Origin of the sequence: Actinoplanes sp. URMC 104 (genome assembly GCF_051386375.1) — a bacterium.
Lineage (GTDB): Bacteria > Actinomycetota > Actinomycetes > Mycobacteriales > Micromonosporaceae > Actinoplanes.
Map to the genome: position 1 here is coordinate 919,585 of NZ_JBPQTO010000011.1, position 14,246 is coordinate 933,830.

Consider the following 14,246-nt stretch of genomic DNA (forward strand, 5'->3'; position numbering starts at 1 on the left):
TGTGGAGACGGTGACGCACGGGCAGGTCCTCGCCCGCTTCGGCCACGCCCTGTCCGACCCGACGCGGGCCCGGCTGCTGCTGGCTCTGCGGGAGGCGCCAGGCTATCCGGCCGAGCTGGCCGCGCTGCTCGGGGTCACCCGGCAGAACCTGTCCAACCACCTCGCCTGCCTGCGCGGCTGCGGCCTGGTGGTGGCGGTGCCCGAGGGCCGGCGCACCCGCTACGAGCTGGCCGACGGCCGCCTGCGGCACGCGCTCGGCGATCTTCTCGGGCTCGTGCTCGCCGTGGACCCGGCCGCCTGCCCGGACGCCGCGGACGGGGAGTGCTGCTGATGGACCTGCCGATCGTCCCGCTCGCGCCCCGTGGCCCCGGCGCGGCCCGGCGGGCGGCGCTCACCCGCCGGATCCGGCTGCTGGTGGCGGCGACGATCGCCTACAACGTCGTCGAGGCGGTCGTGGCTGTCGGGGCGGGTACGGCGGCCGGGTCGACCGCGCTGGTCGGGTTCGGGCTGGACTCGGTCGTCGAGGTCTCGTCGGCGGCCGCGGTCGCATGGCAGTTCGCGGGGCGCGACCCCGAGGCCCGCGAGAGGCGAGCGCTGCGCGTCATCGCCTACTCGTTCTTCGCGCTCGCCGCCTACGTCAGCGTGGAGTCGGTGCGGGCGCTCGCGGGACGGGACGCCGCCGACCACTCGACGGTGGGGATCACGCTGGCCGCGGTGTCGCTCGCCGTGATGCCGGGCCTGTCGTACGCGCAGCGCCGCGCGGGCCGCGAGCTCGGTTCCCGCACGGCCGTGGCCGACTCGAAGCAGACGCTGCTGTGCACGTATCTGTCCGCCGTGCTGCTCGCCGGGCTGCTGCTCAACGGCCTGGCCGGCTGGTGGTGGGCCGACCCCGCCGCGGCCCTGGTCATCGCCGTGGTGGCGGTGAAGGAGGGCCGCGACGCCTGGCGGGGCGACGCCTGCTGCGCGGCACCGGTCGCCGGCGGGCAGGCGTGCGAGGACGGCTGCTGCGCGGACGACCGGTGATCAGCGGACGGTCACCGACACGGGATCGGTGGTCAGGTCGTTGACCTGCAGCCGGAACTCGTACCGGTGGCCGGCGGTCAGCAGGATGCGGTCGTAGTGGTCGCCGTCGACCACCAGGGGGTCGGTGCTCCACTGCTCGCCCGCCGTCGCGTCGCGCATCTGGACCCGGTAGAGCACGTCGGTGCGGGTCTCGCGCCAGGTCACCCGCACGTTGCCCGGCCCGGTCGCCGTGGCGGTCAGGTTCGTCGGCAGCGCCGAGGCGACGCGGACGCGCACCGGGGCGGACTGCGGGCCGACGCCGCCGGGGTTGAAGGCGGCGACCCTGAGCTCGTAGTCGTGCCCGGCCACCAGGTTGTTCAGCGTGGCCCGGGTGCCCTGCACGGCGTACTCCTCGCGGGTGAACGCGCTCTCCCCCGCGGTCACGTCGCGCCGGAACACCCAGTGCCACGTCTGCTCCGAGCGCCACCTCAGCAGCACCGCGGCGCCGTCCGGGGTGGCCCGCAGCCGGGTGGGGGCGTCGGCGGGCGCGGCGAGCCGGGCGCGGACGCGCACCACCGGCGACCGGGCGCCCTCGCCGCCGTCGTTGACCGCGACCACGACGAACTCGTACTCGTGGCCGTGCTCGAGCGGGTGCGAGCGGAACTGCGTGGTGTTCGCGATGCCGGGCTGCCCCCAGTCGGCGCCGCCCCTGCTCACGTCCCGCTGATAGATCTTGTAGCCGAGCCCGGGCGCCACCGGCGGCCAGGTCAGCTGCACCGTGCCGTCGGGGCGGGCCTGCGCGCTGGGCGTGCCGGGCGCGGGCGGCGCGGCGACCACGGCGACGGCCCGCAGGCCCTTGGAGTGCACGCTGTCCCCGCCGCCGCCGACCGCGACCACGGTGAACTCGTACCGGTGGCCGTGGCGCAGCGGGCCGACCGTGGCGCTCTGGCCGGGGTAGGCGCCCGCGGGGCTGCGGTTCTTCTGCCCGGCGGACAGGTCCCGGTAATAGATCTTGAACAGCTGGACGAACGGCACCTCGGTCCACTGCAGCGTGACCTTGCCGTCGTCGCCGGGCTCGGCGCGCACGAGGGTCGGCGCCGGCGGGGGCGGCACGGTCGCGGTCATGGTGGCCACGGGCGACATCGCGCTCTCGCCGCGCCGGTCCACGGCCGTCACGCCGAACTCGTACTTGTGCCCGTTGACGAGGAACTCCGAGCGGAACCGCCCGGGCGCGTCCCCGTCGAGCCGGACGAAATGGGTCTGGCCGGCCGTGACGTCGCGGCGGTGGACCCGGTAGTCGCGACCGCCCTCGGCCTTCCAGGCCAGGCGTGCGGTGCCCGACCCGTCCGGGACCGCGGTGAGGCCCCCGGGCGGCGCGGGCGGCCGGTCGGCGGCGACGGGCGGCCACGGCACCTCGAAGAACCGCGGGCGGTAGATCGAGGCATCGGCGTACGCGACCGCCTCGTCGAGGTCGTTGACGTTGTACGAGACCAGCAGCGCACCCGGCCCGGTCAGGTCCAGGTGCAGGTCGGCGTCGTAGACCACGTGCCCGGCCTCGGTCTCGGGCGCGCGGAACAGATAGTGCGGGCCCTCGAACGGGCCGGTGGGCGAGGCGGCCGTGTACGCGACGAAGTCCGAGCTGAACAGCAGGTTGTTCTCGTGGGTGACCAGCACGTAGCGGTCGGCCACCCGCCGTACGCCGAAGGTGGTGCCCACGCCGCTGAGCAGCCGCGCGGAGTCGTCGACCCGGTTGGACCAGCCCTTGCCGGTCCAGAACTCCCACGCCTGGCCGAGGTCGTCGCCGCGCACCCGGGCCAGGTGCGCGAACTTCATCTGCCCGGCCGCCTCGGTGCCGTAGACGTACGTGTGCCCGCCGTCGGCCATCACCTCGGAGCCCCACGACACCTTGTCGCCCAGCGGCAGCGGCCGCAGCCGGCCAGGGGCGAGCGCCGGCAGCGACAGCGTGGTCAGCTCGGTGCCGGCCAGCGCGTGGTCGAGCGGCCCGGGCCCGGTGCTGCGGTAGCGGTTGACCAGCACCTGCACCTCGTCGCCGCGCACCGCCGCGTCGCCGATCCAGTGGAACTGGGCGTCGGTGTCGTTGGCGACCAGCGACTCGGGCCGGTTGGGGCTGCCACCGTGGACGGTGGTGAGCCGGTCGCCGTCCTGCACGACCGCCGAGTTGTGCACCAGCGACGCCGAGCGCGGCCGGGCGCCGTCCGGGTCGGGGCGCCCGAGGAACGTGTCGGAGAACAGCCACAGCCGCCGGCCGTCGGGCAGCGGCACCGAGGCCGTCCGGTCGGCGCCCAGCCACGCGCCGGAGGTGTCGCCGTAGCGCTGCCACAGCGCGGTCAGCTCGGCCGCCGATCTGCCCCCGCTGCCGCCGGCCGTGACCGGCGACGCCACCGGGCCGGCCGCCGCCGCGACCGCGAACAGCACCACGACCGCCCATGCGGCGAGCAACCACCGCGCACCGATCCGCACCCTCAAGACCCCCGTCTCGATCAATCGATGGACAGCGTTGCACGCGCCGGTCGCGGCGCGGTAACGGTTCCGCGCAGCCGCAGTCCGACGAGGACGGACGTGACCGCGAGCGCGGCCGCCGCGGTGCCCAGCGAGCCGAACGCGATGCCCGGCAGCGTGTGCGGCAGCAGCAGCCAGGTGGCGAGCGCGAACCCGGCGGCGGCGACCCACAGCGGCGCGGCCGGCCACCGGGCGCCCGCCGCGACCTGCGCGTTGACCAGCACGAACAGCACGCCGTAGACGGCGCCGGTGGCGGCGAAGACCGGCGCGTAGCGGCCCAGCCCGACGTAGTCCGGGCCGCCCGCGAGCCGGAACGCGAGGCCGCCGGCCACGGCCGCCCCGGCGACCAGCAGCACGCCGCACGCGGTCACCAGCGACAGCGCCACCCGCAGCGTGCGCCGGTCGGCCTGGGCCAGCCGGGGCAGCGCCAGCACGGTGACGACCTGCGGCGCCCACAACGCGCCCTTGGTCAGCACGGTGCCCACCGCGTACGCCCCCGAGGCGTCGAACGGCAGGAAACGGCGGGCCAGGATCAGGTCGGCGTACGAGATGACCAGCATCGCCAGCGTCGCGCCGCCCGCGGTCAGCACCGCGCGCGCGGGCAGCGGCTCACCCTGCACAAGCACGCCCGGCCGGCGGGCCAGCAGGTGCAGCACGGGCAGCACCGCGACGGCGCTCGCCGCACCCAGCAGCAGCGCGCCGGTCAGCCCCAGACCGGCGGCGAGCCCCGCGACCACGCCGCCGTACCGGCCGCCGGCCAGCACGGCCAGGCCCGCCGCGAGCGGGACGAAGCGCTGGTCGCCCTGCATCTCGCCGAGCCAGCGCCCCGCCGCCACCACGCCGACGGTCGACACGCCGGCGAGCAGCGTGGCGAGGGCGGGCAGCCGCAGCGCGAGCACGGCCACGGGCAGCACGACGGCCAGCGCGCCGGCGATCACCGCGACCGTGAGCGCCGCCGACCGGGCCGCCGGGGAGGGCCCGTGCCTGGCCCGGTGCACGGCCACCGCGATCTGCAGGCCGGTGCCGGCCACGCCCGCGATGGCGGTCACGGCGAGCAGGGTGGCGAGCGCGCTGAGGTCGGCCGCGCTCAGCTGCCGGGCGCCGACGACCGGGACGACGTACGCCAGCAGGTTGGCCAGCACCCCGGCGGCGGTGACCGCCAGGCCGGCCGCGCCGATCCCCGTACGACTGCTCATCGGAGTCCCCTAGAGTGGCCGCCGTGCGCCAGGTCAAGCGCTGGGCCCTGCCCGCCACGGCGGTGCTGGTGACGGTCGCCGTGCTGGCGCCGCTCGCCGCGCCGGGCTACGTGCTGTCGTACGACATGATGTTCGTCCCCCGCCAGCCGCTGCGCGCCGACCTGATCGCGCCGAGCGCCACGCTGCCGCGCGCCGTGCCGCAGGACGCGCTGGTCTCGCTCGCGTCGCTGATCGCGCCCGGCTGGCTGATCCAGCGCGGGGTCCTGATCGCCGTGCTGCTGCTCGCGGCGCTGGGCGCGGGCCGGCTGGTGCCCACCGACCGGCTCGGGCCCCGGCTGGTCGCGGCCGTCGGCTACGCGTGGACGCCGTTCCTGGCCGAGCGGCTGCTGCTGGGCCAGTGGGGACTGCTGCTCGCGTACGGCGCCCTGCCGTGGCTCGTCGCCGCCTGCCGCAGTGACCGGCGTGCGACGCTGCGGGTGCTCGCCGCGGCGGCGCCGGCCGCGGTGACACCGACCGGCGGGCTGATCGCCTTCGCCACCGTGCTGGTGCTCGCGCCCCGCCGCAGCTGGGTCGTCGCGCTGCTCAACGCGCCCTGGCTGCTCGCCACCGCGCTGAGCCGGGCCGACGGGCGCAGCGACCCGGCCGGGGTGGCCGCCTTCGCCGCGCGCGGCACGGACCGGACCGGGCCGATCGGCGCGCTGCTGGGCACCGGCGGCATCTGGAACGCCCAGACGACGCTGCCCAGCCGCACCTCGCCGCTGGCCTTCGCGGGCACGGTGCTGCTGCTCGCCCTGGCCGTGACCGGCTGGCGGCTGCTGCGCGACCGGTGGCCGGGCGCCACGGCGATCCGCCTGCTGGTCCTGGCCGGAGGCGGCTTCGTGCTGGCCGCGCTCGCCACGCTGCCCGGCGGCCGCGCGCTGCTCGAGTGGGCGGTGTCCACCGTGCCCGGTGCCGGGGTGCTGCGCGACGGGCAGAAGTTCCTGATCCCGTACGCCCTGCTGGTGTGCCTCTGCGCCGCGCTCGGCGCCGAGCGGGTCGGACGCCGCGAGGTACTGGCCGGCGCCCTGGTGCTGCCGCTGGTCGTGCAGCCCGATCTGGCGTTCGGGGCCGCGGGGCGGCTGCGCCCGGTCGCCTATCCGGCCGACTTCGCCGTGGTGAAGCGCGCGGTCGAACGCGACCCCGGTGAGGTCGTCTCGCTGCCGTTCGCCGGCTATCACACGTACGCCTGGAACCGCTCGCGCACGGTGATCGACCCGCTGCCGCGCTACCTGGACGCCGACGTCGTGCGCGACGACCGGCTGCTCGTGGGCGACCGCGTGATCGCGGGCGAGAGCAGGCGCGCCGGCGAGGTCCGCGAGGCGCTCGCCGCCGGCCGGCCGCTGGCCGCCCTCGGCGTGCGCTGGGTGGTCGTGCAGCGCGTCGAGGGCGAGGCCCCGGTCCCGCCCGGCGCGCTTGCCGGATTGAGGCTGGTGCATGCCGGCTCCGACCTCCGGTTGTACGCCAACGGGTCTTCGCAATGAAGTTACTAGGTGGTAACGTCCCGCGCACATCGCTACTTGTCGAAGGAGTCCCCCCATGCGTAAGGCCCTTCCTCTGGTCCTGGCCGGGGTGATCGCCCTGGCCCTCGGCGCCATCGGGTCGGTGGCGCTGGCCTCCACGTTGACCGGCTCGCCGTCCGAGGCGGCGCAGACCGTCGACGACGCCCAGGTCGTGCCCGGGGTCTACGGCACCAGGTAGGCCCGGTCCGCCGCGGCCGGCGCGGGGACGCGGGCGGCGCCCTCCACCAGGGTCGCGAACCGCTCCCCCGCCGCCGGCCAGGTGAACCGGGCCGCGTGCGAGCGGGCCGCCACGCCCATCGCGAAGCGCAGGGTGTGGTCGGTCAGCAGCCGGCGCACCCGGGCGGTGTAGTCCGCGCCGTCGGTGGCCAGCAGCCCGGTCCGGCCGTCCACGAGCGACTCCTCGACGCCGCCCGCGCCGCGGAACGCCACCGTGGGCGTGCCGACCGCGGCGGCCTCCACGATGGTCAGACCCCAGCCCTCCTTGAGCGACGGGGTCAGCGCCACCCAGGCCTCGCGCAGCAGCCGCCGCTTCTCGGCGTCGGTCACGAAGCCGGCGAAGCGGACCCGCTCGGCGACCCCGAGCCCCGCGGCGTAGTCGCGCAGCGCCGGCTCCCACCAGCCCTGCCCGGCCACGGTCAGCGTGAGCCCGGGCAGCTCGCCGGCGAGCGCGGCCACCGCGTCGATCGCCACCTCGACCTGCTTGTGCGGGACGAGCCTGCCCAGCACCACCAGCGACGGGTGCGCCGTGCGCGCCACCGGAGCCGTGGTCGTCATGTCCGGAGTGCCGTTGTGGATGATCGACACCCGTTCCGGGTCGACGCCGAGCACCGCCAGCTCGTCGCGGGTCGCGGCGGAGACGGTCACGTAGCGGCACCGGCGGTAGACCCGCGGCGCCAGCACCGACTCGATCCACCAGCCGAAGCGGGCCAGCCGCGGGCCCAGCACGACCGGCCACTGCTCGCGGTGCACGTGGTGCACGAGCGCGATCACCGGGCAGCGCGCCCACAGCGGGGCGAGGAACGGCAGGCCGTTGCCGACGTCGACGATCACCGTGGGGCGGCCGTGGCGCCGGCTGAGCGGGCCGAGGCCGAGGAAGCCGGCCAGCCACAGCAGGGCGGCCCGCAGGTAGAGCGTGTGCCGCCCGCCGCGCCGGAGGATCCGTACGCCCTCCGCGGTCCGCTCCTCGGCGGCCCCGAACGGGTGCTTGGCGCACAGCAGCGTCGCCCGGTGACCGCGCCGCACCAGCTCGCCCGCGACGCGCTCCACGTACACCTCGGAGCCGCCCCCCTGCGGGTTGCGGGTGTCGCGCCAGTTGAGGAAGAGCACGTGCCGGGACCCGGCGACGGTAGTGTCCACAATCACCCCTACTCGCGAGTAGCATTCGCGGTCGGGTCACAGTATGGGGTCGCCCCGCGACTCCGCAACGGTCAATCGGGAGCGAGATGCCGCCGGCTCTGAATTCGTCAGTGGACGGTGGCGTTCCGCGCGCTGTCTGGCGTTTGCGCCTGCTCGCGGTCTGCGCCGGGCTGACCGCGGTCGCGTTCCTGCAGGCTCCCGGGTCGACCGCCATCGATACGAAGGTGGACCTGGTCGTCGATCCGGCCGGCTGGCTCGGCCGCGCGCTGCACGTCTGGGACCCGGCCGGCACGTTCGGCCAATTGCAAAATCAGGCGTACGGCTACCTGTGGCCCATGGGCCCGTTCTTCCTGATCGGCAAGCTGCTCACGATCCCCGCCTGGGTCGTCCAGCGGCTGTGGTGGGCGCTGCTGCTGAGCGTCGCGTTCACCGGGCTGGTCGTGCTCGCCGGGCGGCTGCGCATCGGCACCCCGTGGGCCCGGGTCGTCGCGGGCGTCGCGTTCGCCCTGTCCCCGCGGCTGCTCACCGAGCTCGGCCCGATCTCGGTCGAGGCGTGGCCCAGCGCGCTCGCGCCCTGGGTGCTCGTGCCGCTGGTGGGGCTGCGCGACGGCGTGCCGGTCCGCCGGGCGGTGACCCGCTCGGCGCTGGTCGTCGCGTGCGCGGGCGGCGTGAACGCCACCGCCGTGCTCGCCGTCGTGCCGCTGGCCGTGCTGTGGCTGGCCGGGCTTCGGCCCGCGCGGCTGCGGTTCACCGCGCTGGCCGCCTGGGGCGCGGCGGTCGCGGCCGCCACCGCGTGGTGGCTGGTGCCGCTGCTGCTGCTCGGCCGGTACAGCCCGCCGTTCCTCGACTTCATCGAGACCGCCGACGTGACGACCGGGCCCACCGACGCGGTGTCGGTGCTGCGCGGCGCCTCGCACTGGCACGCGTACCTGACGAGCGCCTTCGGTCCGCTGTGGCCGGCCGCCTGGCGGCTCGCCACCGAGACCACGCTCATCGTCGCCACGCTGGTGGTCGCCGGGCTGGGCCTCGCGGGGCTGGCCCGCCGCGGCATGCCGCACCGCTGGTTGATGGTCAGCGGCCTGCTGGCCGGGCTCGCCCTGGTCGGTCTCGGGCACGTCGGCGAGGCCGGCGGGCTGGCCGCAGGCGCCCAGCGCGCGTTCCTCGACGGCGCCGGCGCCCCGCTGCGCAACGTGCACAAGTTCGACGTCGTGCTGCGGCTGCCGCTCGTGCTCGGCCTGGCCCACCTGCTGGGGCTGGCGTGGCGCTCGGCCGGCGCGTTCGGACGCGCGGCCCGCGCCCGCGCGGCGGTGGTCACCGGCGTCGCGCTCGTGGCGATCGCGGGCGTCGCGAGCCCCGCGCTGGCCGGCGGGCTGACGCCGCCCGGCAGCTTCACCGAGGTGCCCGGCTACTGGCGCGACGCCGCCGCGTGGCTCGACCGCAACCTCGGCGGTCAGCAGGTGCTGGTGGTGCCGGCCGCCCGCTTCCCGCAGTACCTGTGGGGCCGGCCCAGCGACGAGATCACCCAGGCGCTGCTGCGCGGCCGGTGGGGCGTGCGCAACTCGATCCCGCTGACCCCGCCGGCCACCATCCGGCTGCTCGACTCGGTCGAGGAGGCGCTCGCCACCGGGGCCGGCTCCCCCGGGCTGGCCGACCTGCTGTCCCGCTCGGGCGTGCGGTACCTGCTGGTGCGCTCCGACCTGGACTACGGCCGGGCGCAGGCCACCGAGCCGATCGTCACCCGGCAGGCGCTGGCGCGCTCGCCGGGGCTGAGCCCGGTCGCCACGTTCGGGCCCGAGGTGGGCGGCGGCGGGCTGCCCGGCGTGTTCGTCGACGACGGGCTGGACGTGCGCGTCCCGGCGCTCGAGGTGTGGCGGGTCGACCGCATCGTGAAGCCGGTGACCGCGTACGACTCCAGCAGCCTGGCGACCGTCGTGGGTGGACCCGAGTCGCTGCTGGCCGCCACCGCCGCCGGGCAGCTTCCGGACGGGCCCGCGGTGCTGGCCGGCGACCGGCCGGACGACCTGACCGCCGGGCCGGTCGTGCTGACCGACGGGATGCGCCGCCGCGAGGTCGCGTTCGGCATGGCGAGCGACCGGGCCTCGGCCACGCTCGAGGCCGGCGACGACGGGCGGCTGGGCGCGCCCGCCCGCGACTACCTGCCCGGCTGGGGCGACGAGCAGGACACGGTCGTGCGCTACGAGGGCATCAGGACCGTGCGCGCCTCCACGGCGTACTCGCAGGCCGATCCGCTGCTGGGCTCGCGCCCGGCCCACCAGCCCTACGCGGCGCTCGACGGCAACCCGGCCACCTCGTGGCGGTCCGCGCCCGGCAAGCCCTCGGCCGGGCAGTGGCTCGAGGTCGAGCTGCCCGAGCGCCGGACCGTGCCGCAGATCGGGCTCACCGTCGACCAGGGCACGGACTCGGTGCCCACCCGGATCACCGTCACGGCGGCGCCGAACGAGCCGATCACCCGCGAGGTCTTCGGCACGAGCGTGACCGTCCCGCTGCCCGCCGAGTTCGCGACCGACCGGATCCGGATCACCGTGGACGCGGTCCGCGACGTGCGGCTCGGCTACGGCGGCGTGGGCCTCGCCGAGGTGCGCATCCCGGGGGTCGTCGCCCAGCGCACGCTGGTGGTGCCGCCCTCCCCCGTGCCCGGCCGGGCGGCGGCGATGGTGTTCAGCGCCGCGCCGTCGACGCCCGCCTGCTCGTTCGCCGCCGGCCGCCCGTACTGCTCCGGCAGCCGGGTCCGCGACTCCGAGGACGGCGGGTACCTCGACCGCACCGCCGTGGCGCCGGTGACCGCGACCTACTCGCTGTCGCTGCGCGCCCGGCCCCGGCCCGGGTCGGCGCTCAACGCGCTGCTCGACCCGGGCGGCGCGGCGTCGGTGACCCGCGGCATCGTGCCCAGCGTGACCGCGTCCAGCAGCGGCGTGCCCGACCCGGCGGCCCGGCCCGGCGCGGTGGCCGACGGCGACGCGAGCACCACCTGGTACGCCGCCGACGAGGACACCAACCCGTGGCTGCGGCTGAGCTTCCTCAAGCCGAGGCAGGTCAACGGCATCCGGATCGGCGTGGCCGACGGTGTCGCCGCGTCGCGCGTCTGGCAGGTCACCGTGCTCGGCGACAACGGCGTCCGCAGCGGCTACCTGGACGAGAGCGGCTCGCTGCGCTTCCAGCCGCCGCTGCGCACCGGGGCGATCACCGTGCTGTTCGCCAACGCGCTGCCCGCCCAGTCGCTCGACCCCTACCGCAACACCAGACGCGAGCTGCCGATCGGCGTCAGCGAGCTCAGTGTGCTCGACGACCCGCCGGTCGCCCGCACCGACCTCGACCGCAAGCTGACCCTGCGCTGCGGCACCGGCCCCGCCGTCTCGGTCGGCGGCGTGCGGCGCACCACCGCGCTGGTGGCCACCCGCCGCGAGCTGCTCGAGATGCGCGAGGTGCAGGCCCGCCCGTGCGGCAGCGCGGCGGCCACGCCGGTGCGGGTGCCGGCCGGCGAGACTCGGGTGATCGCGGTGGCGTCGCCCGCCGCCGACCCGCTGCGGCTCGGCCTGGCCCCGCTGCGCGGACCACAGTCCGGCCAGGGCGCCGGCGAGACCGTGACCAGCGGGCGGGAGAGCCCCGTCCGCGTCGAGAAGTGGGACCCGACGCTGCGCCGCGTGCACCTCGACGCCTCAGCGGCCCAGCGCGTGCTGGCGATGCGCGAGAACACGAACCCCGGGTGGGAGGCGACGCTGGGCGGGCGCACGTTGCAACCGCTCATCGTGGACGGCTGGCAGCAGGGCTGGATCGTGCCGCCCGGCCCGGCCGGCGAGGTGACGCTGCGGTTCGCGCCCGATCGGACGTACGGGCTCGCCCTCGCCGCGGGCGCCGTGCTGATCACCGGCGTGGTGGTGGCGGCCGTGCTGCCCGCGCGGACGCCGGTGACCGCCGCGGTCGCGGTGCGGCGACGACGCCGGTGGCTGCTGCCCACGGCGGTGGGCGGCGGCGCGCTGCTGCTCGTCGGCGGGGTGGCCGCGGCCGGGCTGACCGCGCTGGGGCTGGCCGTCGTGATCGCCGTGCGCGCGTTGCGCCCGCACCTGGACACGCTCGACCGGCGGCAGCTGCGCCGGGCGCTGGGCTGGGCTCGATGGCTGCTGCCGGTCGCGCTGTTCGCGCTCGCGGGCTGGTCCACAGTGACCGGCGACGGCTCGCACACCGCCGCGCTGCCTCAGCTCACCGCGGTCGCCGCCGGGGTGGCGCTCTGGCTCTCGGTGGTCTTCTCCGGCGGGCGCCGCCGGCGGCGGTGACCGAGCCGCAGGAACGGCTGCTCGACCAGGTAGTAGCTCAGCGTGGCCAGCGTCAGCCCGCCGGCGACCGTCAGGGCGTACGTGCTGAACAGGTCGCCGGTGAACTCCTTGCGCCCGGTGAGCTCGTAGATCATCTCGAGCACGAACGGGTGCCACAGGAACAGCCCGTACGAGACCAGCCCGAGCCAGCGGGCGAGGCCGGAGCCGAACGCCGCCTTGGCCCGCGTCGGCGGCCCGAACGCGAGCGGCAGCAGCACCAGCACCGCGACGACCGTGTAGAGCGTGATCTTGACGCCGAACTGCCCGGCGGTCGGCTCGGTGAGGTTGCGCGGCCCCGCGATCGAGGTCGTCGCCACGGCCAGCACCGCCAGCGCGAGCGCCCAGCACGCCAGCGGCGCACGGCCGAGGTCGTCGAGGAAACGCCAGCGCGGCAGCAGGCCGTTGCTCAGCGACACGTGCACGGCGGCCAGCGCCATGCCCGCGCCGAACCAGATCGCGTACGACGGCAGCCACGTGGTGTGCTTGGCGGTGGAGAGCACGCCCGAGGCGAGCAGCGCGACCCAGGTCGCCGTGACCAGCGCCGACCCGGCCAGGATGGCGACCGGCCGCCCGGCCCGCCGCCGGCCCAGCAGCGCCAGCGCGGCGACCACCGGCAGCAGCAGGTAGAACACCGCCTCGGTGGCCAGGCTCCAGGTGTGCCCGAGCGCGTGCCGCAGCCCGTACGTCTGGTAGATCTGGGTCAGCGTCAGGTGCCGCAGCCAGTCCCCCGCCGAGGCGTCGTGGTTGCGCGGCACGACCAGCAGGCACACCACGACCGCGACCCAGTACGCCGGCAGGATCCGCAGCGCGCGCCGCCACAGGTACGTGCGGGCGTCCGGCAGCGGCTGCCCGGTGGCCCGGGCGTGCGCCCACGGCCGGTACAGCAGGAAGCCCGACAGCACGAAGAACACGGCCACGCCGACGTCGAGGCGGGCCAGCCAGCCGGCCCACGGTCCATTCCCGACGTTGACGCCGGTGGCGAACCCGACGTGGTGCGCGACCACGGCGAGCGCTCCCACCACACGCACCGCATCCAGCGGCGGAAGTCGATGGAGGGGCCGTTTCGAAACCGGTACAGACACATTCCGTCCCAGGGGTCGCGCAACTATGTGACTGGCGAGTAACGTGCGCCCATTATGGGCGATCGGGCCGCGCAGGCATACCGATCGGTCGATTCACTTGGAGGAGGTCGGGCGTGAGAGCTCGCTGGGGCGCCGTGCTGTTCGGCATCGGTGTTTTCGCCGTGGTGATCGCGGCAGGTTGTGCGTTCTACGTCGCGCCGGCGGTGGCGCGGCTGCCCTACGACCTGAAGCTCTGTGAGCCCGACCAGACCAAGGACTGCCTGCTGCCCAGCGTGGCCGAGGCGCAGGGCGCGAAGTTCCTGCAGACCAAGGGCGAGCCGAACCCGGTGGTCGCCGTGCGCACCGGCACGCTGCGCTCCACCACCGAGATCGCGCCCCAGCCCGACCTCACCAACACCGAGATGGAGGGCGACCTCGAGGGCGAGGCCGTCGTCTGGAACGGCTACGGCACGGTCACCTGGGTCGAGACCGGCGAGATGGTCAGCAAGTACAAGGCCTCGCTGGCGATCGACCGCGACACCGCCGCCGCCGTCGACTGGAAGGACCAGTTCCTGCAGGCCGACGGCCCCGAGGCGCCGTCCGAGGTGACCTTCGCCGGGCAGCTCTACAAGTTCCCGTTCGGCACCGAGAAGAAGGACTACCAGTACTTCGACCGCGACCTGCGCAAGGCGCTGCCGATCCAGTACCAGGGCACCGAGAAGATCGACGGCCTCGAGACGTACCGGTTCCAGCAGACCATCGCCGACACCGCGCTCGACTTCCCGGCCGAGCGACTGCAGGGCCTGCTCAACACGTTCGCCCCCGACGCGGACAGCGGCCAGGTGACGTACGGCAACGTGCGAACGATCTGGGTGGAGCCGGTGTCCGGCACGTTCATCAAGGTGCAGGAGCAGCAGAAGAAGACGCTCGTGCCCGACTCGGGCGCGCCCACGCAGCTGCTGGACGGCAACTTCATCTACACCGACGAGACGGTCGCCCACAACGTCCAGTCCGCCGGCGACACCAAGAGCCAGGTCCTGATGATCAGCCGCAACCTGCCCATCGGCCTCGCCGTGGCCGGCGCGATCCTGATGATCCTGGGCCTCGTGCTCGTCACCACGGGCCGCCGCAACGCCGCCCGCCACCGCGCCGAGGAGATCGCCGACAGCGAGGCCGGCGTCAAGGCCTGACCTCCCGGGTCGGGGGCCTCCCGAGGGGCCC

9 protein-coding genes and 1 pseudogene are annotated in these 14,246 nt (G+C 75.6%); 6 read left to right on the forward strand and 4 right to left on the reverse strand.

The window, feature by feature from the left end:
- The first annotated feature begins 1 nt into the window (after window position 1).
- Window positions 2-331, forward strand: a complete 330-nt coding sequence (locus ACSNN8_RS30095; protein WP_436653300.1) for an ArsR/SmtB family transcription factor — start codon at window positions 2-4, stop codon at window positions 329-331.
- Window positions 331-1,023 carry a cation transporter gene (locus ACSNN8_RS30100; protein WP_436653301.1) on the forward strand — a complete coding sequence of 231 codons (693 nt, stop codon included), beginning with the start codon at window positions 331-333 and terminating at the stop codon, window positions 1,021-1,023. Before ACSNN8_RS30095 ends, ACSNN8_RS30100 begins: the two co-directional genes overlap by 1 nt.
- On the opposite strand, the gene ACSNN8_RS30105 is transcribed toward ACSNN8_RS30100, so the two are convergent.
- Both ACSNN8_RS30105 and ACSNN8_RS30110 read right to left on the reverse strand, forming a co-directional pair.
- A complete protein-coding gene (locus ACSNN8_RS30105; RefSeq protein ID WP_436653303.1) occupies window positions 1,024-3,483 on the reverse strand; it encodes a fibronectin type III domain-containing protein in 2,460 nt (819 codons plus the stop codon).
- A gap of 20 nt (window positions 3,484-3,503) precedes the next feature.
- Window positions 3,504-4,718 (reverse strand): polysaccharide biosynthesis protein, encoded by a 1,215-nt coding sequence (locus tag ACSNN8_RS30110; protein WP_436653304.1) that lies wholly within the window; start codon window positions 4,716-4,718, stop codon window positions 3,504-3,506.
- A gap of 14 nt (window positions 4,719-4,732) precedes the next feature.
- Here ACSNN8_RS30110 and ACSNN8_RS30115 point away from each other — a divergent pair.
- Both ACSNN8_RS30115 and ACSNN8_RS30120 read left to right on the forward strand, forming a co-directional pair.
- A pseudogene (locus tag ACSNN8_RS30115) lies at window positions 4,733-6,223 on the forward strand (hypothetical protein); the annotation flags it as partial.
- A 70-nt stretch (window positions 6,224-6,293) separates the two neighbouring features.
- Window positions 6,294-6,455, forward strand: coding sequence for a hypothetical protein (locus tag ACSNN8_RS30120; protein WP_436653306.1), 162 nt, complete (start codon window positions 6,294-6,296; stop codon window positions 6,453-6,455).
- Here ACSNN8_RS30120 and ACSNN8_RS30125 read toward each other — a convergent pair.
- Window positions 6,440-7,633 carry a glycosyltransferase family 4 protein gene (locus ACSNN8_RS30125; RefSeq protein WP_436653308.1) on the reverse strand — a complete coding sequence of 398 codons (1,194 nt, stop codon included), beginning with the start codon at window positions 7,631-7,633 and terminating at the stop codon, window positions 6,440-6,442. The two genes, ACSNN8_RS30120 and ACSNN8_RS30125, sit on opposite strands and share 16 nt — an antisense overlap.
- 143 nt (window positions 7,634-7,776) lie before the next feature.
- On the opposite strand from ACSNN8_RS30125, the gene ACSNN8_RS30130 reads away from it, so the two are divergent.
- Window positions 7,777-11,925, forward strand: coding sequence for an alpha-(1->3)-arabinofuranosyltransferase domain-containing protein (locus ACSNN8_RS30130; protein WP_436653310.1), 4,149 nt, complete (start codon window positions 7,777-7,779; stop codon window positions 11,923-11,925).
- Here ACSNN8_RS30130 and ACSNN8_RS30135 read toward each other — a convergent pair.
- Entirely contained in the window at window positions 11,847-13,046 is a 1,200-nt protein-coding gene (locus ACSNN8_RS30135) for an acyltransferase family protein (protein ID WP_436653312.1), read from the reverse strand. The two genes, ACSNN8_RS30130 and ACSNN8_RS30135, sit on opposite strands and share 79 nt — an antisense overlap.
- Window positions 13,047-13,159: 113 nt before the next feature.
- Between ACSNN8_RS30135 and ACSNN8_RS30140 the strand changes: the two genes are divergently transcribed.
- Window positions 13,160-14,215: a DUF3068 domain-containing protein gene (locus ACSNN8_RS30140; RefSeq protein WP_436653314.1), complete on the forward strand. Its 1,056-nt coding sequence runs from the start codon at window positions 13,160-13,162 to the stop codon at window positions 14,213-14,215.
- Window positions 14,216-14,246 lie beyond the last annotated feature (31 nt).

What these genes read in the sequence shown, in the direction of transcription:
- ACSNN8_RS30100 (WP_436653301.1), top strand. Translation starts at nt 331, where the DNA reads ATGGACCTGCCGATCGTCCCGCTCGCGCCCCGTGGCCCCGGCGCGGCC.
- ACSNN8_RS30110 (WP_436653304.1), bottom strand. Translation starts at nt 4,718, where the DNA reads ATGAGCAGTCGTACGGGGATCGGCGCGGCCGGCCTGGCGGTCACCGCC.
- ACSNN8_RS30120 (WP_436653306.1), top strand. Translation starts at nt 6,294, where the DNA reads ATGCGTAAGGCCCTTCCTCTGGTCCTGGCCGGGGTGATCGCCCTGGCC.